Consider the following 23,929-nt stretch of genomic DNA (forward strand, 5'->3'; position numbering starts at 1 on the left):
ATCAAATGCGGCTCGAACATGATCCGCCTGGGTAGAATTTTATACGCCTAGGCCCCGAGGTACGGGTTTTATCGCGCGAGCAAATTTTATACCACTTTCATTATACGGCGCGCTTGATTTGCCGCGCTAGCTAAATTCGGCGCTTGCCTCAACTATGAAATTCGGCGCGATAAAGCTAGCTCGATGTTAAATTCCAATCTTCGATGAAATTTTGCGGCATAAATTTTATGTGACGCGATAATCGGTCGCACACGGCTCATGCTACCCTCTATGCAAGTTCGGCACCCTGCGATGATCGCGTGGCGGCTCTACGCAATTCTATCGGTACTCTCGGTGCATGACGATACTCGGTCGCGCGTAAGCCTCATCGGCAAGCTCGGCCGCTCGTCGCGATATAAAATTTTGATGCGTAGGGCGCGACATAGTAAAATTTAAAGCGACGCGCCGATAGAGGGCACGCGGAAATTTTAAGCAGCGGTGCGGCAGCGAAGAATTTTATGCAATAGCTCGCTAATGGACGGCGCGGCGCAAGAGGCTTAAAATAGCGGTGCGTTAGTGTGTGACGAGACGGGCGCGGCGGCGGAAATTTTTGTAGCAGATAGTGCCGCGACGGGAAATTTTAAAGCGGCACGACTTGACCGATAAATCCTGGGCGTGAAATTTGGTGCAGCGTCTAGATCGTAAAATTTTGGTGTGTTTCGGCGGTATAAAATTTAAAACGCCTTAGCGGCATAAAATTTTAAAGCGACATAGTGCGGATCCAATCGATAAAATTTACACAGTGCCGAGGTTGTGAAATTTAACCTTCTTCGCCGCTGCAAATTTAAAGCAACGGCAAACGTAGATCAGTTACGATGCCGATGACAGATGAAGCGAAGCCTGTGAAGCAGTATAAAATTTAACCCGCTCCAGCGCCGCAAAATTTCAAAGCGGCAGCGCGGACAACGTGGCTAGGCGAGCGATGCAATGTTTGCGGAAACAGCGTTCGGCGGCGCGCGGGTAGAGACGTAGGCGGCGATAAATTTTAAGTGGCCGCAGGGCGGCGGAAGATTTTTGCGCGACGGTGCGCTAGCGGGCAATGCGACGCGAAAAACATAGAGCGGCGGCGCGAGCGATGCGGCGGTGGGAAAATTTTAAAGCGGCGCGACTTTGGCGGATAAATTTTGGACGATGGAATTTCGCGCAGCATCTAGATTACAAAATTTTATCTCATCCAAACGACATAAAATTTCAAGCCCGCACAAATCCCGCCTATACGACGCCGGTCCGCGCAGACGCCCGCCTACACCGACGAAAAACACTCGCGCCGAAACCTATTCGCACGGCGTCCGCCCGCGCCAAAATCCCAATCCATGCGTGCTGCATATGAAATTTTAAAATTTCATCGCCCGCAAAGCCGCGCGATCCCCACTCTGAGATTGCGACCGACCTAAAGCCTGTATCTTACTCAAAATTCTATCCCTAATGCAAGGCCAACTCATTGCGCAAGCCCGCTCTCGCGCAAAATTCCGATCCTTGCGCGAACTGCAAAGCGGCGATCCTCACCCCTCACGCCGAGTGCCGAGTGCCGAAAAACGCAAGCCGTGCGATCAAAAATCGGCAAATCTCTACGGCAAAACCCCGTAAGCGGCGCAAATTTCTATTTTACCGCTCGATAAGACCGATATGGCGCCCCTCCGCATGCTCCTCGTCGCAAGGCTAGCCGCTCGTGCATTAGACGCACCCCTTTCCAAGCTTAAGTTTTCTACGTGCTCGCGCGATCCGTCCTTAAAATATCTTCTCGTCGCGCTTTACAGGTTTTGTTAAAATTTCGTTTATATAGCCCTCCAAATTTAAGCTTCTTTTAACATATATTGAATAAAATTCTTTTCATATATCGATGCATTAAAAATGCATAAAAATCAGATTTCTTGCGATATATCAAAATAATTTTATTCAAGGGAGTTTCGATGAAAAAGAGCTGTCTGTTTGCCATCATAGCCGCCGTTGCGCTTCACGGCGAAATTTTTGATCTAGGCGAGATTGAAGTCACGTCGAAAATCGGCGATAAGGTCCAAGAAAGCGACACGAGCGTCGCGGTGATCGACGAAGAGAAGCTGAAGAAAAACGAGATCAAGCGTCTTTCGGAGGTCGCCGAGAGCACGCCGGGACTACAAATAAGCAAAGGCGGCGGCGGAAGAGCCGAGCAGACCTTCTACGTTCGCGGCTTTAACGCCAGAAGAGTGCCCGTCTTTATCGACGGTATCCCCGTTTATATCCCTTACGACGGCTATATCGATTACGGACCGATTTACGACGTTTGATCTGTCGCGCATCGTAATCTCCAAAGGCGCCAGCTCCGTGCTTTACGGACCGAACACTATGGGCGGCGCGATAAATCTGATCACCAAAAAGCCTAGCAAAGAGCTTGAGGGCGAGATCGGTTATGGAGTTGAAAGCGGCAAAAGCGGCAAAACTATCGGCAACAACGTAGATTTTAGCGTCGGTACTAAGCAAAATTTATTCTACGCGCAAGTAAGCGGAAGCTTTTTTGAAGACAGAGGCCAGCAGCTTTCGTCTAAATTTCGCATGCCTATAAACAAAGATGAAGACGGCGGCAGACGCGATAACTCTATCCAAAGAGACAAAAAAATCGGACTTAAAGTGGGTCTTACGCCGAACGAAACCGACGAATACGCCATCAGCTATATCAATCAAAAAGGCAGAAAACAGGCCCCTCGTTATGCGGGTCGCTATTTGGATTGGAGTAGATATTGGGATTGGCCTATGTGGGATAAACAAAGCCTCTACTTCCTCTCTCATACGCAAATTGCGGGTAGCTTATACGTAAATACGAAAGCGTATTACGATCAATTCAAAAACGATCTGCGATCATTCGACGACAAAACCTATAGCACACAAAGAACGAGACGCGCATTTAACAGCCACTATCGAGACCACTCCTACGGCGCGGGCGCGGAGATCGGAGGCGACGTCGTAGAGCAAGATACACTCAAATTTGCGCTCAATTATAAATTTGACGAGCATAAAGAGCATAACGACGGCGAGCCGATCCAAACGACCCAGGACGCTATGTATAGCTTCGCTTTGGAAAATACGTATAAATTTACTGATTATAACAAACTCATTTTAGGCATCGATTATGACATTAGAGATTCGAAAAAGGCTGAAAAATACGGCGCTATTCTAGCCAATAGACCGCATTTTTACAGCTTCCCCGATCTGAAAAAAGAAACGGCCTTCAATTATCAGGCGATATTTAAACAAAGCTTCGACGGCAACGACGAGCTTAGCTTAAGCTACGCAAAAAAGACCTATTTTCCGAGCATGAAAGACAGATATAGCGAAAGATTTGGCCGAACCTTCGCAAACCCAGCGCTTCGTCCAGAGGTAGCAAACCACTACGAAATAGATTATCAAAGGATGTTCGGCGATACGCTAAGGCTCGAAACGGCGGTATTTTATTCAAAGATCAAAGACGCATTCGGGCTTAGAAAAGAGACGCGAAACGGTCAAACTAGAGATATGATCGTAAATATCGATAGATCAACGCACAAAGGCTTTGAGTTTAGCACGGGATATTTTGCGACGAAAGACCTTGAGATAGGTGGTAATTACTCCTATCTTATAGTTAAGAGCAATAGTAGCGACGCTAGAGTGTATGATTTACCGAAGCACAAAGCCTTTTTATACGCAGACTATAAAATCACGCCTAAGCTATCTGCTTATGTGTCGCAATATATCTCATCCGGCAAATACGTTCTGTCTTCGGAAGAGACCAGACTGGCGGGCTTTGGCGTTACAAATTTAAAGCTCACGTACGAGCCGATCGAAAACTTAAGTCTAGAGGCGGGAGTATCGAATCTGTTTGATAAAAACTACGAATACGACGAAGGCTATCCTGAGGAGGGTCGCGTATTTTTCTCAAACATTAGATATAAATTTTAATTCAGGTTTAAACGGCGGCGGCATTTAGCCTTTTCATTGAACTCCGCGGGCGAGCGGTTTTGAGCCTCATCTCATACCGCCCGCCTGTTTTAAATTTAAACCCTAAATTTTAAAATCCTAAATTTAGCCAGACATTCTAAAATCACCGCCGCTAAATTTTAAAATTTAGCGGCTAAATAGGCGTCTAGCGAAGATAAATCTATTTTAAAATTTCTTTTGCTATACTTGCTAAATCAAAAATTTTAAAAGGAAAAACGGTGAAAAAAATATTTCTATTTCTCTGCGCCGCGAGTATGCTTTTTGCTCTGAGCGAGGCGCAGATCAAAGACTACATCGCCCAAAACAGCGAAAACATAGGCCAGCTGCAAGGCACTCCGTCTAAAATTTACGCGAGCTCGCCGCCGCTTTTATATATGCTTTACGCGCTTGATCCCGCTAAAATCAGCGGCACGAATTTCGAATGGAACGACTACGAGCGGCCTTACGTCAAAAAAGAGGTGCAAGAGCAGCCCGTCGTGGGCGGCTTTTTCGGTCAGGGTAAAATTCCAAACGTCGAGATGCTGCTACGCCTAAACCCCGAGCTCATCCTCGTAAACGCAAGCTCACGCAACACCAAAAAGATGAGCGAAGTTTTCGGCTCTATCAAAAAACCGATGCTCTATCTAAGCGCGACGAAGCTCGAGGATTATCTGGACGGGTTTGAAATTTTAGGCGAAGTGACGGGTAAGCAGGAGCGCGCCGCACGTCTCGTAAACTACGCGCGCGAGTCGTTAAATTTAACCGCGCAGATCGAGGAGTACATCAAACAAAACGGCCTAAAAAGGGCACGAATTTACTACGCGCAGGGAAGCGACGGGCTAGCCACCGAGTGCGAGGGCTCGTGGCACGGGGCGTTAATCGAGCGAGCCGGTGCGCAGAACGTGCATAAATGCTCCGAGGATCCAAACGCCAAATCCTTCGGGCGCGTAAAGATCAGCTTCGAACAGCTCGTTAAATACGACCCGGACGTCATCCTCGTCTACGAAAAAGAGCTGTTTGATAAAATTTACGGCGATCCGAAGTGGCAGCTGCTAAGCGCGGTGAAAAACAAAAAGGCTTATTATATCCCGCGCGAGCCATTTTCGTGGTTTGACCGTCCGCCTTCGTTTATGAGGTTTTTGGGGCTAAAATGGCTCATAAACTTAACCTATCCCGAAGCGTTTAAATTTGACATGGTCCGCGAGACGCGCGAGTTTTACAAGCTATTTTTGGATATTGAGCTCACAGACGAGCAAATTTATAAAATTTTAGGACGGGGCGCCGAGTGAGTAAAGAAAAATGAGTAAAAGGGCGTTTGCGTTTTTAGCCCTGCTGCTGGCGCTTTGCGTCGCGGGCTCGCTGCTGCTGGGCAAATACGGCTTTGGCGCAGAGGACTACGCGCGCTACGTCACGGCGCTGCTGCGGGGTGAAAGTTTAAAAGATTTCGAGGTCATGCACACGCTCCTGCTCGAGATCCGCCTGCCGCGCATACTTGCCTGCGTACTCATCGGCGCGAGCCTCGCGATCAGCGGCGCGGCGTATCAGGCGATGTTTGTTAACCCGCTCGTTAGCCCCTCGATCCTGGGCGTTCTAAGCGGCGCGGGCTTTGGCGCAGCGGTGGGGATGTTTTTCAAATTTAACGAATATCTCATCCAGCTTAGCACTTTTAGCTTCGGCTTTCTTGCCGTGGCCGTGGCGCTCGGCATCTCGGCGCTGTATTCGCGCAGCGGTAGCGTCATCGTGCTGGTGCTGGGCGGCGTCATCAGCGGCTCGCTCTTTACCTCGTTACTCTCGGTGCTAAAATATGCCGCAGACCCGAACGACGCGCTTCCTGCGATCACCTATTTTTTGATGGGAAGCCTCGGCTTTGCGTCTAAGAGCTTTATTCAAATTTCGATCCTGCCGATGTGCGCGGGCATTTTGCTGCTAGCGCTTAGCGGCAAGTACCTAAACGCGCTAAGCCTTGGCGAAGAGGAGGCAAAGAGCCTGGGCGTAAACACGACGCAGGTTAAAATTTTCATCATCCTAGTTGCCACCTTCGTTAGCGCGCTTAGCGTGACGATCGCGGGCATCATCGGCTGGATCGGGCTTATCGTGCCGCACATCGCGCGCTTTATCTTCGGCGCCGACAACCGCGCGGTGCTAGCTAGCTCGGCGATGATCGGCGCGATTTTTCTGCTCTTTTGCGACAGCTTCTCGCGGCTCATCTTTACCTTTGAGATCCCCATCGGCATCGTAACCTCGCTATTTGGCATCCCGATGTTTATCATCGTGCTTCGCCGCGCCAAGAGGAGCTTTTGATGCGAGAAAATTTGATAGAAGTGCGAATTTACGCTTTGCTTACCAGGGCAAGCCCGTACTAAAGGGCATCAGCTTTGACGTCGCGACGGGCGATACGCTAAGCATCCTAGGCGCCAACGGCAGCGGCAAAAGCACTCTGCTTCGCATAATGCTCGGATTTTTAAAATTTGAGGGCGAGGTGCTAATCTGCGGCAAAAGCGTGCGCGACTACGGCAAAAAGGGGCTCGCCTCTCTCGTCGCCTACGTGCCGCAGACGCACGCGCCGTCGTATGACTACAGCGTCTTTGACATCGCTCTGATGGGCGCGCTGTGCAGGACGCCGCTGTTTTCTAGCTTTAGCGCGGCGGATAAAAAGCTAGCAGAGCAGGCGCTGGAAAAGATGGGCATCGCGCATCTAAAAAATGCGCCATATACGAGGGTTAGCGGCGGCGAGCGGCGGCTCGCGTATATCGCGCGCACGCTGGTTCAGGGCGCGAAAGTGATCTTTATGGACGAGCCGACAAATGGGCTGGATTTTGGCAATCAGATCAAACTGCTCGAGATGATAAAAGCGCTGGGAGATGAGGGCTACACCTTCGTGCAGACGACGCACTACCCGCGGCATGCAAAATTCGTTTCAAGCTTGACGCTGTTTATAAAAGACGGCGAAATTTTAGCTTTCGGGCGCAGCGAGCAGCTCATAAACGCCGAAAATATCGATAAAATCTACGGCATAAACTACGAAAGATATGAGGATAGATTATAAATTTTACGAGCACGTAGCGCCGTTAAATTTAGCCGAACTAGGGTAAAATTGCGCGCATAGAAGAACTTCTCGGCGACAAAACGGTGCGCAGATAAGACGCCAAGCTTGCGGATCACGGCTGCGGCAATGTAAGCAGCAAACCGAATTGCTAGCGAGCAAAACGTCCAAATTTAAAGGAAAATCATGACTCCGCGCGAGATATTTTTAAACGGCTGCAATGAGATCGCGGCAAATTTTGCGTACTTCAAGCCCACGCAAAAGGGGCAAAAACTAACGAAGCTTGCAAGCGACAAGGAGATTTTATTTGAAATTTATTTTCGCTCCAGCATGCGCAATTACTCCGGCAGCGTGAGCATCCTGCCGCAGATCGCGATCTACTGCAAGCGCCTAAAAAAGCTAATGCAAGAGGAGCTGTCCTACTCAACCGATCTTGTTTTCGTATCGCAGCTGGGCTATCTCACGCCGCGCAAACAGTTTCGCGACTGGCAGCTCGCGGGCGCTAGCTTCGAGCCTAGCGTTCGCGAGATTAGCGCGGCTATCAAAGACTACGCGCTGCCTATTTTTGAGCTTTTTGAGGACAAACAAAAGGCGGTGGAGTTTATGACGCAATGTGGGGCTAAATTTAACAAAAATCTAAGCGCCTTCGATCTGCGCCCGATCTACTTTGTATATTATTTCGGCGGCAAGGACGCGGCGGAGGCGTTTTTCAACATCTGCCTAAGCGATTGCACCTACAAAGGGCGGTTTTATAAGCTTTACGAGGAGCTTGCAAACGGCGCGGAGGCGGATTTTAGCAGAAGTTCGTTTTGGAGCGATACGGAGGCGAAATTTGCATTTTTAAAAGGACTTAGAATTTTAAATGGCTGAAATTTTAATTCAAATTTTAATCGTAATTTTTAGCGTTTTGCTTCTGGGCGGGATTATTTGGGCGCTTTTTTGGCGCAACCCTCGCAAGCTTAGCTCGCGCGAGCTAGCCGCGATAGATGGGATAAGCGAGGTAAAAAGGCTTTCCGTGCGACCGTTTCTGTTTTGGCTGGAGCGGTTTTTCATTTCGCGTGAGAGCCTTTGGTTCGATCAGGATTTCATCTACGTTTTTAGCAGGCAGAAGCTCGCGGCGAGGTATAAATTTGAGCAAATTTTAGAGCTTGAAGTCACAAAAATACGGATAAATCATGCTAGGATTTGGCGGATCCGCTTTGCAGGCGGCGCGAGCGAACTTGAACGCAGCAGCGCGGACAAACCCGAGCAAGACGGCGCGAGCGAGTATAAATTTGTGCCCGCCGCTTCGATTTTTACGCCGAACTTTAAAGAATTTTTGCAAATTTTACGCGAGAAAAACCGCAGTGCGATCAAGACGGAGCCGAGATTTTGGGAGACCGTTTAGCGCGGCAGAATTTTACAAAACAGATTTGCAAAAAATATAGAAAAGGTGCGGAGTTTTTGAGCAAGATCACTGCAAAGGTGGAAGCTGCATGCAAAACAGCAAGAGGCAACAAATAGATAAGGGGGCAAAATGAAACGTTGGAGTAAACTTGCAAAACAGCTTTACGAGCTCGTGGATGAAAACATTGATTTTAAGCTCCACTGCACGGTTTATCGGATGCAAAGCAGGCGCGGCAGCACGGATTTGCCGCGATATTTTATCACGCTTGCGGGCGAGATTATTTTTGATTACCCGAAGGATTTCGTGCTAAAAAGCGGCAGCGTAAAAAGCCTAGCACAGGGCGCTCTAACGAAAATTTATCCGTATGGTAACGACATAAGCGACATCGGCGAGCTTATCCGCGAATATATCGATACGCCAAAAGAGGAGCTGTTTAAAAAACACTTTGATGCAGACGAATGGGGGCTCGCAAATATCCTAAAGGCCGCCGACAAGCGCATCGGCAAAAGGAGGCTGCAAATTTTAGCCAAAAACAAGAAAAATCAAGCGATGCAAAAGGTGATAGCGGCTAGATTGGGAGCTTTGCAATAAATCCACAGCGGCGATTTAAATGCGGAGCGAACAAGTGCGGGCGACAGACTAAAAATTTTGATTTATGAGCGGACTTTTAAAATTTAGCTTCGATCGTTCGGTGAAAATTTAAAGAATTTAGAGCAGATAAAATACGCAGAGGTGGACTTGCCTTAGCACTTCTCGCCAGACGGTTTGAAATTTAAGGCGGATTTGAGCGCGGCGTATAAATTTACGCTAAAATTTAACGAAAAAATGGTGCGGTCCGCTCGCAAAATTTTAGAAAGGATAGTTATGATTTTAGTTTCAAACTACGATGAGATCGACTTTGACGCGCTTTATAAGACGCAAAAGGCAAAAAGCTCATTCGGCAAAAAACTGGCCGAGCATTGGGACAAAAAGGCGCCGAGCTTCAACGAGGGCGTGATGAAAAGCGCCTATGCGCGGGACTTTCTATCACGCGTAGATTTTTCGGGTGCTTCCACGCTGCTTGATTTCGCGTGCGGCGCAGGCGCGCTAAGCGTGCTGGCGGCGGAAAAGGTGGATCAAATTTACGGCTACGATTTTTCGTCCAAAATGCTGGAATTCGCCCGCGAGAATGCTCAAATTTACGGCGCAAAAAACGCAAAATTTGCGCAAAAAGCCTTTGAGGACGACTGGTCGGACGTGCCCGCGTGCGACGTGGTTTCGCCTCGCGTTGCCTTGAGGTGGACGATCTAAAGCCTGTATTGCTAAAACTGCTCTCAAAAACTAAAAAGGCGCTTTACATCACGTTTAAGGTCGGCAGCTTCGTAGACGAGCGGATTTTGCAGGCGCTGGGGCGCGACGTGCAAAAGAGGCCCGACTTCGTCTATCTCATCAATATTTTATTTCAAATGAGCTATTTGCCGAGCCTCAGCTATATCAAAGCCTGGTGTCACGGCGGCGGAGCAAAAAGTGCGGAGGAGTTTGTGCAAAAGACGTGCTGGATGCTCGGCGGCGAGCTAAGCGGCACGGAGGAAGCGCGGCTAGCGGAGTATTTTAACAGCGGAAAATACGAGCCAGAACGCGATTTTATGCACTGGGTATTCGTACGGGTGGATAAAACGGATAAGCTTTAGCTCGGTTGCCTTATTTTATGAATGAAGCAGGATAAATTTTGAAGCTAAATTTAGCTAGAAATGAAGCGTAAATTTAGCCTGCTAAAAATTTTATCGATTAAATTGCGAGAGCCGGTAAGTATTCGCTTTTAAAATTTAATGAGAAATCAGGATCGCTTGTCTGCCAAAAAAAAGAAGCAAGCCAAAAAAAGCTTGCTTCATTAAATTTAAAATGCTGCGGAGTAAAAAAGCAAAATTTGAGCTAAAATAACCGAGAAAGGCGGTAAAAATGAAAACGCAAAAAGACAAAATCCCCGCGGACATCAGCCAAATTCCGCAAGAAATTTTAAAAAGCTACGATAGATTTCGCTTTTGTAGATATCTGTTTTTCGGGACACTTTTGACCTTTCTCATTTATATCATCGTGTTTCTTACGTTTGTACATAATGCGCCCATAATGTCGTTTTTATGCATGCTCGCGCTATCTGCGATAAATATACTCGTCTGCCTAAACAGGCTGAAGTATAAAAAATACGCCCTGCTTCTATTTAGCGATGCAGATAAAGCCTTTATGCTTATATGGATACATGTGGCTGCGATATTTTACGTCCTTTATGCTTTGGTCGGATTTTATTTACAGATAAAATATCACATAGACTGGGACACGTCAGATTATACCCGCTATTTTTATTGCTATTTTGGTGGCGATAATAACATATAACGCAAATCCGGAATTTGACGCCGATGAGACCGTGTATCTACCGGCACTAAAATCGCAGACAAAAATCGGCGGAGCGGTCGCTGATAAAATTTCCGGCGAGCAAAATTTTAACAAAACAAACGGCGAGGCGCAAGCTACCCAAGATGAAGCCGCTAAATTTGAGCAAAAATTTAATGACGCGAGCCTTGAAACAGAATCTATCCAAAGCAAAGAGGAAGCGCTAGAGTACGGCAAAGCTCTAGCACAAATTGCAAAAAATTTAAAGCAAAAATATCAACTTCACCGTTTGATCAGATTTACTTTCGCGAGTTTTGCGACAACGGTTTTTTTGATTTTATTTTTACCAAATTCGTACGAATTACACTGGGCGTTTATAGTTAGCGCCGTTTGCACGATTATATTTTTCTTTTCAAAACGCAAATACAGTAAACTTTTCGTAGAAAATCCCAAAAAAAGCAATACGATTTTCGCGATAGAAAATTTTGCGATTGTGACGCTAGTTTTGTATCTCCCACTCTCGGAATTGCTCTTTTCTCAAGGACGAAGTTACGATAATATGGCTCTAATTCTTGGGTATCTGTATTTGCCGATAGCTCCGATATTGTTTATAACGACCATCGTTTGCCTAGCACGCAACTTAAGCGTTTATAAAGAGATAAAAGAGTGAAATTAGTAAAATTTAAACGAATTTTTAAATAACTTTATCGCGCAAATCTCTTTCATCAGCTCCTTGTCGGAGTATCCTTTTGCTGTGGAATGACAGCTTAAATTTAGAATTTAAATCAATCCAAAGCAGCACTTTGCACCTTTAAATTCACAAGCCCGCCATTTAAATATATCTATTTATCTGCGTTTATTAAAACACTTTAAATTAGCTGAGTGTAGAAGTAAGAATAAAGAAGCGTGGATATTTTAGACATAGCAAATGCGTTTAAATTTGATCTTAAACGCTCAAGGCTACTGCGTTAGCTTGCATTTCAGCGCCTCTTGTAAAAGCGCATTGGCTACTACTCTCTCCTTTTTTACGAAGATAAAATTTTCGCCGTATTCGCTCTGCAGCTCGCTTTGTGGATCGGCACCCGTATGCATCACTATGATATTTGCTTTTAAATTGGAGCCGTTTAGCATCTTAGCGACGATGTCGAGCTTTTGCTGATTTGCGATCGTTAGGATGATGACCGACGCATCGCGCGCATGCAGCTCGTCGATCGCAGTTTTTTGCATTATATTTACAAAGTATATGTTCTCTCCGCGCGATTTGCCCAGATCTACGAGCTCTAAATCGCTCTCGGCGACTACGTATAGTAGCCCCTGATCTTTAAGGCGTAGCACCACTTCCTGCCCTATCCTGCCGTAGCCTGCTACAATGATATGATTTTTCATTGGCGGGATTTGGGTTTTATGCTCCTCATCCTCGAGCTTTTCAACTTTAGACTCGAAACGGTTGGCGATTTTGTTTAAATTCTTAAGGATAAACGGCGTTAAAATCATAGTCGTAGCTACGACCGTGATTAAAATTTGCCCGTTTTCCTTACTTAGCATATTGCGGCTCATCAGTAGTGAAAATATAGCCAGCGCAAATTCGCCTATCTGGCATAGCGACAGCGCCGCTTTTAGTGCTATCCTTTTACCGGTCGAGAGAAATAAGATCGCGTAAATCACAACCGTTTTAAGCGCCATTATAACGATAATAGCGAGCAGGATTAGCCCATAGTGCGAGACGATGACTTCAAAATTTATCTGCATACCAATCGTGATGAAAAAAAGTCCGAGCAGTATGTCTCGAAACGGCGTCAGATCGGCTTCTATCTCGTGTTTATACTCGGTTTCTGCGATGAGCATGCCCGCGATGAATGCGCCCAGCGTGTACGAAAAGCCAAAAACATGCGCCAAAAAGCTAGCCCCCACGACGGTAAAAAGGATGGTCGCGATGAAAATCTCTTTAGAATTTGTCCTTACTACGTAGTAGAGGAAGCGGTTAAAAGCAAATTTACCGAGCACGAAAAGGATCACTACCACTATGGCGGCGCTTACGGCGGTTTTTAAGATTAGATAGTTCACGGGGGTATTGTCGGTCGAGCCGAATATGTCAATCATCAACAAAATAGGAATGACGGCGAGGTCTTGAAATAGCAGGATGCCAAGCACTTTGCGCCCGTAGTTTTGATTGATTTCGCCTGTTTCGTTGAGTGTTTTTAGCACGATCGCCGTAGAGCTAAGCGCGAGCGCAAGCCCGATAATCATCACGGTTTTTATGTTTCCGCCGAAAGCTTGATCGATGATGAGCGCTAGAATAATACCGGTGCCGAGTACTTGGAGTATGCCGTTAAAAAATACGTCCTTTTTCATGCTCATCAGGTGATGGAAGCTAAACTCAAGCCCGATGGTAAACATCAAAAAGACGATGCCAAATTCTGCCAGCTCGGACATATGGGCGTTTTCGACACTGCTTAAGCTATAGATCTGCGAAAAGCACACGCCCGCGACGATATAGCCGATGATGGTGGGAATTTCAAAAATTTTAAAGACGATATTTAGCACTATCGCAAGCGCCGTGATCGCAAGAAATAGCTCTATAACAAGCTCCATTAACTCCCTTTTTTGTAAGATTATACGTAAAATTTAGCGCTAAATTTATTGTCAAATTTTACATTATCCGCGACCATTTACCGGAGGCGATAATCGATGAAATTTTATCTTTTCATATAAATTTACGGGTAAATTTTATAATGTGATTCTACTAAAATCCCGCTTAAAAATAGAGAAATTATGTCGCACTTTATCGCTAAATTTAGAGGTTCGCGACAAAATTTTAAAGCCTAGCACGACTTGGAATTTTAAATTTTAAAACCAAATTATATCAAGGCGGTTTTTAAATTTAATTGCAAGAAAATTCGCCCGAGTTTGCTTAGTGCAACTTTAAATTTAACGCGGAATTTGACGCGCCCACAAATCCTCTCTGAAAATCAAAATTTATCGCTTGAATCTACGCTTGCGAGGCGATCTTGCTTTTTGATAGCATTAAAATTTTAGCTTGTAGCACCAGGATCTGATTTTGTTGAGCTTTAAAATTTTTATTTCGCAGACCTTAGTCTGTCTCTCCGCCAAGCTCTAAAATTCTAGCCCGTAGCTCCTCGATCTCGCGCTCATACTCAGCGATCCTTTCTTGCAAGTGAAAGATCACGTCCACGCCCGCAAGATTGACGCCAAGCTCCTTTGTAAGGTTTAAAATCATGCGTATGCGGTCCATATCATGCGCCGAATATAGTCGCATATTGCCCTCGGTGCGACCCGGGCTCACAAGCCCTTCGCGCTCGTATTGACGTATTGTTTGAGGATGAATATCCAAGACCTTCGAGACTATCGATATGAGATAAACCGGCTCATCGTAATCATGCATTTTGATGCCTCCTTATAGCTTTTGCAGCGCGGCTTTGACGTCCTCGTCCAGCGAATCGACGTCGGGCAAAACGACATTTACCACCGCGTATAGATCGCCTAAAATTTTACTCTTGCGGTTTTGCACGCCGTAGCCTTTTAGGCGGTATTTCTGCCCGTTTTTGGTATTTTTAGCGATCTTTATCGTTGCGCTTTTGCTCGGCGTCGAAATTTCTACTTTTCCGCCAAACATCGCCGTTTTCAAAGGAATGTCAATCTTTTTGAAAAGATCGTCGCCTTCGCGGCTATACTCGGCACTTGGCGCGATTTTTATTTCCAAAATTAGATCGCCGCTTTGAGCGCCTGATTTTTGCCCCTTGCCTCTGATGCGAAGTTTCTCTCCTGCGTTAATGCCTGCGGGTACTTTAAATTTAACTGTCTCGCCGCCCACGCGCACGCTCATCTCGCCGCCTTGTATCGCGGTTTCAAATGGAATTTCAATCGAGCTGTGCGTATCTAGGCTCTGTGTGCCGCCAAATCCGCCACCGAAACTACTGCCGCTAAAGCCACTAAAACCTTCGCCGCCACCAAAAGAGCTGAAACTAAATCCGCCACGTGAGCCTGCGCTTTTTGCGCCGAAAGAGCCGCCGAAAATGCTGTTTAGGATGTCGTTTAGATCGCCCATGTTTGCCGAGCCCTGCGCGAAATCGTGGAAATTCTGTCCGCCGAACATCTCGTCGCCGTGGCGGTCATACTGCGCTCGCTTTTTCTCGTCGCTTAAAATTTCATACGCGGCGTTGATCTCTTTAAATTTATCCTCAGCTCCTGGTTCTTTATTGATATCCGGGTGATACTTGCGAGCCAGCCTGCGGTAAGCTTTTTTAATCTCCTCGGCGCTTGCTGATTTATCCACGCCTAAGGTTTCGTATAAACTGCTTGTACTTGCCATTTTAATCCTTAAAATCTTAAAATTTATGTAGATTATATCATAAAACTTTAGTGAGTGTCAATCAAGTTTGCTAAATTCTATTTATAAATTTTAATTTTGCGTTAAGAATATATTAGCGGACAAAATTTATAATTCCGCCAAAATTTCATTATCACAAAGGAAGCAAAAATGAAAAAATCGATCATCATATCGATAGCTTTAGCAGGTGCGCTTTTTGGCGCCAGTATCGACATTAAAGAAGCTCCAAGCAATTATGAGCGCGTAAATCCGGGCTTTAATCAAGATGTCGTGCTTTCGTATCACAGCTCCGTTGCGGACGTGAAAAAATCCGTCGTAAATATCGCGACTAAAACCAAGATCAAAGCAGGCAACAGCCCGATGTCACAGATGTTTGACGATCCGTTTTTTAAGCAATTTTTCGACTTTGACATTCCGCAACAACAAGAGCGCGAGGGAAGCTCGCTAGGCTCTGGTGTCATCATCTCCGAAGACGGCTATATTGTCACAAATAATCACGTAATAGAAAACGCCGACGAAATCGTAGTTACACTACTAGAAGGCGATAAAGAGTATAAAGCCAAGGTAATCGGCACCGACCCTAAAACCGACCTTGCAATCATTAAAATCGACGAAAAAAACCTCTCTGCGGTTAAATTTGCCGACTCGTCCAAGGCTATGGAGGGCGACATTGTATTTGCTATCGGAAATCCTTTCGGCGTGGGCGGCACCATCACTCAAGGCATAATCTCGGCGCTAAATAAAAACAATATCGGGTTAAATCAATATGAAAATTTCATCCAAACCGACGCTTCGATTAACCCGGGCAACTCAGGCGGTGCGTTAGTAGATAGCCGCGGTGCGCTTTTGGGAATAAATTCCGCTATTTTAAGTCGCGGCGGCGGAAATAACGGCGTAGGCTTTGCGATCCCTTCAAATATGGTAAAAGAGATCGCTGAAAAGCTCATCACAAATGGCAAGATCGAGCGTGGCTTTATAGGCGTTACGATTTCGGATATGTCTAAAGATCAAAAAGAGCTCTATGAAAGCAAAGAGGGCGCGCTAATCTCAAGCGTAGAAAAGGATATGCCAGCCGATAAAGCAGGTATCAAGCGCGGCGATTTGATTACCAAAATAAACGGCAAATCTATCAAAAACGCCAACGAGCTAAAAAATTTAATCGGCTCAATGGCTCCAGGAAGCTCAGTGGATGTAGAATTTGAACGCGACGGCAAAAGCAAGAGCACGACTATCAAGCTAGACGCGATGAAATCCGACTCCACCACCTTAGGCTCAGCTGGCGAGGACTCAAAAAGCGCAATAGAGGGGCTAAAGCTAAGGACGTTAAATGACAGCTTGCGCCGCAAATATAACCTCGACGACGATGTCTCGGGTGCCCTCGTCTTAAGCGTCAAAGATGGCTCAAAAGCCGATGATTACGGCTTTGAGGTAGGCGACGTGATCATCCAAGTCGGTCAAAATGACGTCAAAAGCTCAGACGATTTCGATCGATACATCAAAGATTACAAGGGCAAGAAAACCCTAGTCTGGGTTATCAGACGCGGAATTCCGCAAGGTCTTGTAATCCGCTAAGCTTGGTCTACCAAGCTTAGCGGCGAGAAACGCGAAAGCATTAAAATTTAACCGCGGCGAGCCCAGGACAAAGCATTAGCGGAACATTGCGAGTAAGCCAGCAGAAGTTTTTGGGATTTTGAACTTTCTGATAAGCGAAATTTCGAGCTTTCGAGCACAAAAGATACATAAACTATAAAAAGGGCTTCCTGCAGGCATTAAAAGCTGCCGGAAGCTCTCTGTTATTTCAAGCATCTCTGAAAGCCCTCTGCTATTTCAAAACACCGCTAAAAGCCCAGATTTTTCGCTTGAAATTCTTAGAATTTTGCCCCCTCCATTGCTTTTATTTTCACTTAGAATTTTTAAAATTTAACCCTCCACGCCGCTACTTTATCGTTTTTATCGTTTTTATCGCCTCGTCTGGAACTGCTTTAAAATTTTAATCTCTTTGCTAACAACATACCGCAGAAGTATGTGCTTTTAACCTAGAATTACTTCAAATTTTAATTCCTCTCGTATATTGCTTCACTTTAAATTCCATAAAATCCAAATTTATAAAATTTATGCCCTACCATATTTCTGCTACCAGAAACTATCACCTTTTTATTCTAGCGCTTTTCTCGCAGCGTCGTTTCTTGGGAATCCCGCTGGCTAAATTTTAAGGTCGGAATTTTAAAATTCCATCATTTTGTAATCGTAATTTTTCATTTAAGCTTCGATAACAAAAATAAGCTGAAATTTTACTTTATTATCGAAAACGTTACATCGCGATACCCATTTTTTCGCGTTAAGCTACCTTTCGTTAGAAATTTTATTAAATTTATTGTAAATAGGTATTTTTATAGTATAATGGATAGTTTTTATTTTTTACGAAGGATTACAACTATGAAAGATATTAAGATACCGATTATCTCAGGTCTGAGCATCGCTGCTACGCTAGCACTGATGCCGATGCAAGTTTTAGCCGACAATGCAAAAGCGACGGTAACCGGCGGCGGTAGCGATGGTAATTTGCATACTCCAGGCGGCGGGTATTACTCGGGTGGTTATGAAGGCGCTGGTAACGGAGGTGGCTCCAAAAATCATATAGTAACTATCACTGGAGATGCTTCAGGTATTGATATGTCTGGCCGCAGTATATACGGTGGCGGTATGGGTCATCCTAACATTACACCTACGACATCGGCCGATAGAAATCAGATCACCGTTCAAAACCGCGCTACCGTTACCACCGTAATAGGCGGTGAAGGCATAGGCGCAACAGGCAATACCGTAAACATAATAAATGCAACCGTTAATAGAGTCGTTCTCGGCGGCAACGGCACTTGGGCAGGAAAGAGACCTCAATCGGGAGATGCCGTCGGCAACACCGTAAATATCGAAGGTAATAGCCATATAATCGGCGATAATAGTACCATGGGAAATTTCCAAGCTATAGTATCGGGAGGTCGTGCTAGATATGGTCACTCTGCAGAAAATAATACGGTAAATATAAAAAGCGCAGCACAAATAGATAAATACAGGATAGAGGGTGCTACCATACACGAAGGTGGTTCCGCGAAAGGTAATGGCGTAAATATTACGGGCGCTATCGTCTTAAGCAGCGGTCAAGAAATAGACGGCGCGGTATCGGTATCTCCAAATTTCGCTAGTACATTAGAGGAAAACTATGTCGTCATAAACAGCGCCAGTGCTAAACTTCAAAATATAACAGGCGCCAATGCTACTAGAGAGGGTATTACCATTGGAAGCAACGCTGCGGCTAGCAAAAACTACGTAAAGCTACAAAACGGAGAGGTTCAATCTACTACGGGCTCATATATGGCAGCCGTTTCTAACGACAATTACTCTGAAATCAGCGGCGGAAAGGTTATAGGTGACGTTCACGGAGGCTTCGGCGGAGGTTCTGGTACCAATCACGTCGCTACTAGCACGAATGATTACGTCAAAATAAGCGGCGGCGAGATAGGCGGTAGCGCTTACGGCTTCCGCAACGTAAACGGAGAGATAAAAAGTAGTTACGTTGAAATGAGCGGAGGCAAAGTAGCACAAGATGCTATAGGCGGAAACAGCGTTAACGGCAAAATTTCAAACACCAAAGTAACTCTAAACGGTGGCGAAGTGAGCCACGATGTCATCGGCGGAAACAGCGTTAACGGCGACGTTACGGGCGCCAGAGCAGAGATCGCAAACGGCGCTACGCTAAGCCACGATATCATCGGCGGTAGAAGCGAAAAAGGTAATGCCGAAAATAACTGGGTAATAGCGGATTTGACCGGCAAAAGCGTCTTTCAGGTAATCGGCGGAACCAATAAAATCGGCAGCGGCAGCGGAACGGCAAATAATAACCACGTGCAAGTAACCGGCGGAACACTAAACGGTCCTGCTCTGGGCGGACGCGGCGAACAAGGCGTCAGCGGCAATGAATTCTTCGCGACCGAAACGACTATCAACAACCACGTTTCTGGCGGAACTACCTCAAGCGGCAATGCCGTACAAAACGCCTTATCCTTGGTAAATTCTACAGTCAATGGAAATAAAGAGGTAAAAGGCGGTAACGCTATGGGGGGCTCTGCATCCAATAACAGCGTAATTTTGCAAGGCTCCACGATAAACGGAGTAGTTTATGGTGCGCAAGCTACCGCTGCTGGCAGCAATGACAATACGGTAAATTTAACGAATAGCACCGTTACCGGCACGATTTACGGATTATTCGGTAGCGGTAGCGGTAGCGGCAATACCTTGATAAATGATTCAAACGCCATTGCTCCTAATAAAGCGGGCAATATCGCTAGATTTGATGTTTTAAATTTCTTGCATATATCAAATGCGAATTCCGATGCAAACAAAGCCGCCCTTCAAATCACAGATGGGGCTCAAACCGATATCAATAACGCTAAATTTCAACTTGGCGGCACCGATTATAATGTAGATACCTATGCAATAGGCGACGGCGAGAAGCGCTATTTGATCCATAATGAAAACGGATTTACCGGCTTTAACGAAACACAAACTACCAAGCGCACCGATAACGTATTTACGATCAAAAACGCCACTACCTACTCTATGAATTTAAAAGGTCTGATGAAAGATGATGACGGAAAATCCATCGTAATCCAAGGTAAAAAGAAAACCGACCGCACTATCACTGGAGCATTCGATAACGGAGAGATCACTAAATACTCCGGTCCTGCGGGCGATCCTACTATCGACGTAGGTGAAGATCCAAATGCACCGCAGAATTTCGGCGGGCTAGATATCGATACGAACAACGTTCCTAACGCTAAGATAAATTTAGTAAGTGGCAATAATATAGGCACGATAAAAGCTGATGGCAACGACGAGATAAATGTTGGTAAAGACGGTGCCAATCCGCTAGTGCCAGGCAATATAACTGCAAAAAATATCGAGAAATCAGGCCCCGGTAAGCTAAAGATGAATTTCAATCTGCCTAACAACTATAATGGAGGTAATCCTGCGATCAAACTTACCGACAACGGGCTTACGGATTTAACCGGTACTGACGTCAATGTAAATAATGCCAAAGACGGCACCACATACACACTCGTTAAAAAGACTAACGGCGGCACTATAAATTTCAACGATAGAAGTGTCCAAAAAGACCAGACCTATACTATCACAGACAAAGATCACTATCAATATGATGGCGAGACTTTTAGAAGAGAAAACGGCAATCAAGAGCTTGTTTATAAAAAAGGCGTTGTTCCGGAAAATTGGAGCGACAATGACTTCGATAGCGGTGAGCTAACCAAGAACCAAGCTAACAATGATGCCCAAGCAGGAGCTCATAAACTATTCGGTAATAAAAATAACACCGTAAACGTATCTCAAAGCGCAGGAGATCTAAACGGTAAGAATATAAGCTCCGGTAGAGCCGACGTCAAAGATATCGAAACGCCTAATACTATCCATGATAACTACACTACAATAAAAGGCGGAACGGGATTTGGCGATGTATATGCAGGCTATGGTGATAGCGGAACCCAAGAGGTTCACCACAACGAGCTAAGCTTTGAAGATAGCTCAAAAGGCGCGGTGGTAAACGGAAACGTAAGCGCAGGCTATGCCTTAAACGGAAACGTTCATGATAATACCGTAACTACAAACGATACTATAGTTAACGGAAACGCTTACGGCGGTGAAGCGGCTAGTGGTAATGCAGATGCCAACACCATAACTCTAAATGACGGTAAGGTTACCGGCGACGTAAAAGGTGCAAAAGCTAGCGGCTCTGCAACCAATAACATTGTAAATTTAAAAGGCACAGCTAGAGTCGACGGTAACGTCTACGCTGCAGATGCAAGCAGCGGTAGCGGTAACAGCGTAAATTTCCATAGCGGAAGCGTAGTAGGAACGATATACGGTCTATCTAATACAGGCGGCACCAATAATAGCCTAAACGTATATAACGCCTCTACTCAAAAAACCGCAGGCGATATAGCAAATCTAAACGTATTAAACTTTAATGGAATTTCAAACGCTAACGGTAGCGCAGATGCCGCAGCTTTAAATTTAACCACTGCTGGCAACACCGATATCAATAACGCTAAATTCCAACTAAACGGAATAGATTACGATCCAAGTAACGATAGCTACGGCTCTTTAAATATAGAGGAGGGTAAGGAGTATTATCTAATTAAAAACGGAGGCGATTACTCAAATTTCAAAGAGAAAGCCAAGCAGCAGACAAACGTATTTAATATCACCGATGCTTCTACCTATGAGATCTCTTTAAAGGGTATGTTAAAGAGCACGGATAACCACTCCATATTTATCCAAGGGGTAAAGGATACCAAACGCAATATCTCATCAGATAAAAACTTCGATAGCGAAGAGGTTTTAAAATATGATCCAGATCTTACCGCAGGTACTATAATCAACGTAGGTAAAGCAGGTGAGAATAAGAACTTTAACGGACTTAAAATAAATACGGTAAATACCGATCCCGCTAAACCTATAAAAGCAACCGTTACTCTAGTAGAGGGTAATAATATAGGAACCATTACCGGCGATGATGATGATACTTTAAAGATAGGTAAAGATGACGGCTCTATGACTCCTGGAAGTATAGAAGCTGAAAACATCGCAGGCTTTAAGAAGATCGACTTCAACCTCCCTAACAACTACAACGGAAGCGATCCCGCACTTAAGCTTACCGGAAGTACTATTACCGATCTTAGCCAGACGAATGTTAATGTAAATACCAATAACCTTGATGATAACAAAGACTATAAGTTAATAAGCAAGGATAACGGTACTATAAATTTCCAAGACAGAAGCACCCAAAAAGATCAGGTCTATACCATTACCGATAAAGATCACTACCAATATGACGGTGAAACCTTCCGTAAACAAAACGCAGGCAAAGAGCTCGTATATAGAAAGGGCACCATTACAGATGCTTGGATAGATAACGGCTTCGATAGCACGGAGCTAACCAAGAACCAAGCTAACAATGATGCCCAAGCAGGAGCTCATAAACTATTCGGTAATAAAAATAACACCGTAAACGTATCTCAAAGCGCAGGAGATCTAAACGGTAAGAATATAAGCTCCGGTAGAGCCGACGTCAAAGATATCGAAACGCCTAATACTATCCATGATAACTACACTACAATAAAAGGCGGAACGGGATTTGGCGATGTATATGCAGGCTATGGTGATAGCGGAACCCAAGAGGTTCACCACAACGAGCTAAGCTTTGAAGATAGCTCAAAAGGCGCGGTGGTAAACGGAAACGTAAGCGCAGGCTATGCCTTAAACGGAAACGTTCATGATAATACCGTAACTACAAACGATACTATAGTTAACGGAAACGCTTACGGCGGTGAAGCGGCTAGTGGTAATGCAGATGCCAACACCATAACTCTAAATGACGGTAAGGTTACCGGCGACGTAAAAGGTGCAAAAGCTAGCGGCTCTGCAACCAATAACATTGTAAATTTAAAAGGCACAGCTAGAGTCGACGGTAACGTCTACGCTGCAGATGCAAGCAGCGGTAGCGGTAACAGCGTAAATTTCCATAGCGGAAGCGTAGTAGGAACGATATACGGTCTATCTAATACAGGCGGCACCAATAATAGCCTAAACGTATATAACGCCTCTACTCAAAAAACCGCAGGCGATATAGCAAATCTAAACGTATTAAACTTTAATGGAATTTCAAACGCTAACGGTAGCGCAGATGCCGCAGCTTTAAATTTAACCACTGCTGGCAACACCGATATCAATAACGCTAAATTCCAACTAAACGGAATAGATTACGATCCAAGTAACGATAGCTACGGCTCTTTAAATATAGAGGAGGGTAAGGAGTATTATCTTATCCGCAATACCGGTAATACCTTTACGAGCTTTACCGAAAAGGCTAAGCAAACAACTAGTGAGTTTACTCTTAAAAGCTCTACCACCTACGATATAATGCTAAAAGGCTTAATTAAGAGCAGCGACGATCAATCTATCTTGATTCAAGGAAACAAGCTTACTTCAAGAAAAATTTCCAATGATGGAAAATTCGACGGCGGAGAGATCAATAAATACGGAAATATTCTAAATCCTGTAATAAACGTAGTTAACGAAGATCCTTCTAATCCTACAGATTTTAACGGCTTAGATATCGACGGCGGCAACAACTCTACCGTAAATTTAACCGGCGGCAATAATATCGGAGATATCACCGGCGGAGCTGGAAGCACTCTAAATGTAGGTAAAAATACTACCAATCCGGCAGCCCCTAACTCTATAACCGCTAAGAATATCGGAGGGTTTGACGATATCAATATCTTTATGCCTCCTACCGTTAAAGACGGCGATTCGATGATTAAGCTTACCGATCCTACGGCTAATACCGATCTAAGCAATATGAGAGGCAAGATCACCGCTTACGTTAGTGGCAATACCGATGTAGGAGATACCAGCACGATCCATCTGATAGATAAGCAAGGAAGCGGACGATTACTACTTCCTGATCCTTCGCATCTACAAACCAGGGTTCAGCAAGGCGCTACCATAGATTATGAAACATATGCTATGGTAGATGCAAACGGAAGAGCATTGGATCTTAGATTTAACGGCAAAAGAAGGGTCAAAGACGATACCAAATCCTTCGCAGAAACCAGAGCTGCAAGCTTAGCCAGCTTAAAGAGCGGAAGCGAGTTAATCACTAACTACCTAGATAAGCTAATACCTGACGGTCATTTAGAGCTATTTCCTTTTGCTATAAGCGAAGCTTATGATCTAAGGTATG

The 23,929-nt window shown here is 45.1% G+C and carries 19 protein-coding genes; 16 read left to right on the forward strand and 3 right to left on the reverse strand.

The genetic code is table 11. The features are described from left to right. Positions 1–270: 270 nt before the first annotated feature. From Q0369_RS07050 to Q0369_RS07115, 14 genes are all read left to right on the forward strand, one after another. The gene (locus tag Q0369_RS07050; protein ID WP_298097858.1) at positions 271–435 is read left to right on the forward strand and encodes a hypothetical protein; all 165 of its coding nucleotides are present in this window, start codon (positions 271–273) and stop codon (positions 433–435) included. A 714-nt stretch (positions 436–1,149) separates the two neighbouring features. Then, entirely contained in the window at positions 1,150–1,377 is a 228-nt protein-coding gene (locus Q0369_RS07055; protein ID WP_298097860.1) for a hypothetical protein, read from the forward strand. A 572-nt stretch (positions 1,378–1,949) separates the two neighbouring features. Next, the gene (locus tag Q0369_RS07060; RefSeq protein ID WP_298097863.1) at positions 1,950–2,303 is read left to right on the forward strand and encodes a Plug domain-containing protein; all 354 of its coding nucleotides are present in this window, start codon (positions 1,950–1,952) and stop codon (positions 2,301–2,303) included. A 37-nt stretch (positions 2,304–2,340) separates the two neighbouring features. Continuing rightward, entirely contained in the window at positions 2,341–3,948 is a 1,608-nt protein-coding gene (locus tag Q0369_RS07065; RefSeq protein ID WP_298097866.1) for a TonB-dependent siderophore receptor, read from the forward strand. Between the two features lie 257 nt (positions 3,949–4,205). Next, a complete protein-coding gene (locus Q0369_RS07070; RefSeq protein ID WP_298097871.1) occupies positions 4,206–5,255 on the forward strand; it encodes an ABC transporter substrate-binding protein in 1,050 nt (349 codons plus the stop codon). 10 nt (positions 5,256–5,265) lie between these two features. Then, positions 5,266–6,267: an iron ABC transporter permease gene (locus tag Q0369_RS07075; protein WP_298097874.1), complete on the forward strand. Its 1,002-nt coding sequence runs from the start codon at positions 5,266–5,268 to the stop codon at positions 6,265–6,267. Then, on the forward strand, positions 6,215–7,012 hold the full coding sequence (locus Q0369_RS07080; protein ID WP_298097877.1) for an ABC transporter ATP-binding protein: 798 nt from the start codon (positions 6,215–6,217) through the stop codon (positions 7,010–7,012). Before Q0369_RS07075 ends, Q0369_RS07080 begins: the two co-directional genes overlap by 53 nt. A gap of 183 nt (positions 7,013–7,195) precedes the next feature. Then, on the forward strand, positions 7,196–7,879 hold the full coding sequence (locus Q0369_RS07085; protein ID WP_298097880.1) for a hypothetical protein: 684 nt from the start codon (positions 7,196–7,198) through the stop codon (positions 7,877–7,879). Continuing rightward, entirely contained in the window at positions 7,872–8,396 is a 525-nt protein-coding gene (locus tag Q0369_RS07090) for a hypothetical protein (protein ID WP_298097883.1), read from the forward strand. The genes Q0369_RS07085 and Q0369_RS07090 overlap by 8 nt, the downstream gene beginning before the upstream one ends. A 129-nt stretch (positions 8,397–8,525) precedes the next feature. Beyond that, a complete protein-coding gene (locus Q0369_RS07095; protein ID WP_298097885.1) occupies positions 8,526–8,987 on the forward strand; it encodes a hypothetical protein in 462 nt (153 codons plus the stop codon). A 273-nt stretch (positions 8,988–9,260) separates the two neighbouring features. Next, the gene (locus Q0369_RS07100) at positions 9,261–9,686 is read left to right on the forward strand and encodes a methyltransferase domain-containing protein (RefSeq protein ID WP_298097888.1); all 426 of its coding nucleotides are present in this window, start codon (positions 9,261–9,263) and stop codon (positions 9,684–9,686) included. Continuing rightward, positions 9,674–10,066: a hypothetical protein gene (locus tag Q0369_RS07105; RefSeq protein WP_298097891.1), complete on the forward strand. Its 393-nt coding sequence runs from the start codon at positions 9,674–9,676 to the stop codon at positions 10,064–10,066. Before Q0369_RS07100 ends, Q0369_RS07105 begins: the two co-directional genes overlap by 13 nt. A gap of 268 nt (positions 10,067–10,334) precedes the next feature. Beyond that, entirely contained in the window at positions 10,335–10,766 is a 432-nt protein-coding gene (locus tag Q0369_RS07110; RefSeq protein ID WP_298097895.1) for a hypothetical protein, read from the forward strand. Beyond that, complete coding sequence (locus Q0369_RS07115; protein WP_298097898.1) at positions 10,747–11,433, forward strand: hypothetical protein; 687 nt, start codon at positions 10,747–10,749, stop codon at positions 11,431–11,433. Before Q0369_RS07110 ends, Q0369_RS07115 begins: the two co-directional genes overlap by 20 nt. Positions 11,434–11,723: 290 nt before the next feature. Here Q0369_RS07115 and Q0369_RS07120 read toward each other — a convergent pair whose 3' ends face one another. From Q0369_RS07120 to Q0369_RS07130, 3 genes are all read right to left on the reverse strand, one after another. Next, positions 11,724–13,355, reverse strand: a complete 1,632-nt coding sequence (locus tag Q0369_RS07120; protein ID WP_298097902.1) for a cation:proton antiporter — start codon at positions 13,353–13,355, stop codon at positions 11,724–11,726. A gap of 499 nt (positions 13,356–13,854) precedes the next feature. Next, a complete protein-coding gene (locus tag Q0369_RS07125; protein ID WP_297903112.1) occupies positions 13,855–14,166 on the reverse strand; it encodes a helix-turn-helix transcriptional regulator in 312 nt (103 codons plus the stop codon). 12 nt (positions 14,167–14,178) lie between these two features. Then, positions 14,179–15,093 carry a DnaJ C-terminal domain-containing protein gene (locus Q0369_RS07130; RefSeq protein ID WP_298097906.1) on the reverse strand — a complete coding sequence of 305 codons (915 nt, stop codon included), beginning with the start codon at positions 15,091–15,093 and terminating at the stop codon, positions 14,179–14,181. A gap of 168 nt (positions 15,094–15,261) precedes the next feature. Here Q0369_RS07130 and Q0369_RS07135 point away from each other — a divergent pair, with 168 nt between their 5' ends. Together Q0369_RS07135 and Q0369_RS07140 are read left to right on the forward strand one after the other, a co-directional pair. Next, on the forward strand, positions 15,262–16,683 hold the full coding sequence (locus Q0369_RS07135; RefSeq protein ID WP_298097909.1) for a Do family serine endopeptidase: 1,422 nt from the start codon (positions 15,262–15,264) through the stop codon (positions 16,681–16,683). A gap of 864 nt (positions 16,684–17,547) precedes the next feature. Next, the coding region (locus Q0369_RS07140) for a hypothetical protein (protein ID WP_298097912.1) at positions 17,548–23,929 on the forward strand (6,382 nt) is incomplete at its 3' end.

This window comes from uncultured Campylobacter sp. (assembly GCF_938030685.1).
GTDB lineage: Bacteria > Campylobacterota > Campylobacteria > Campylobacterales > Campylobacteraceae > Campylobacter_B.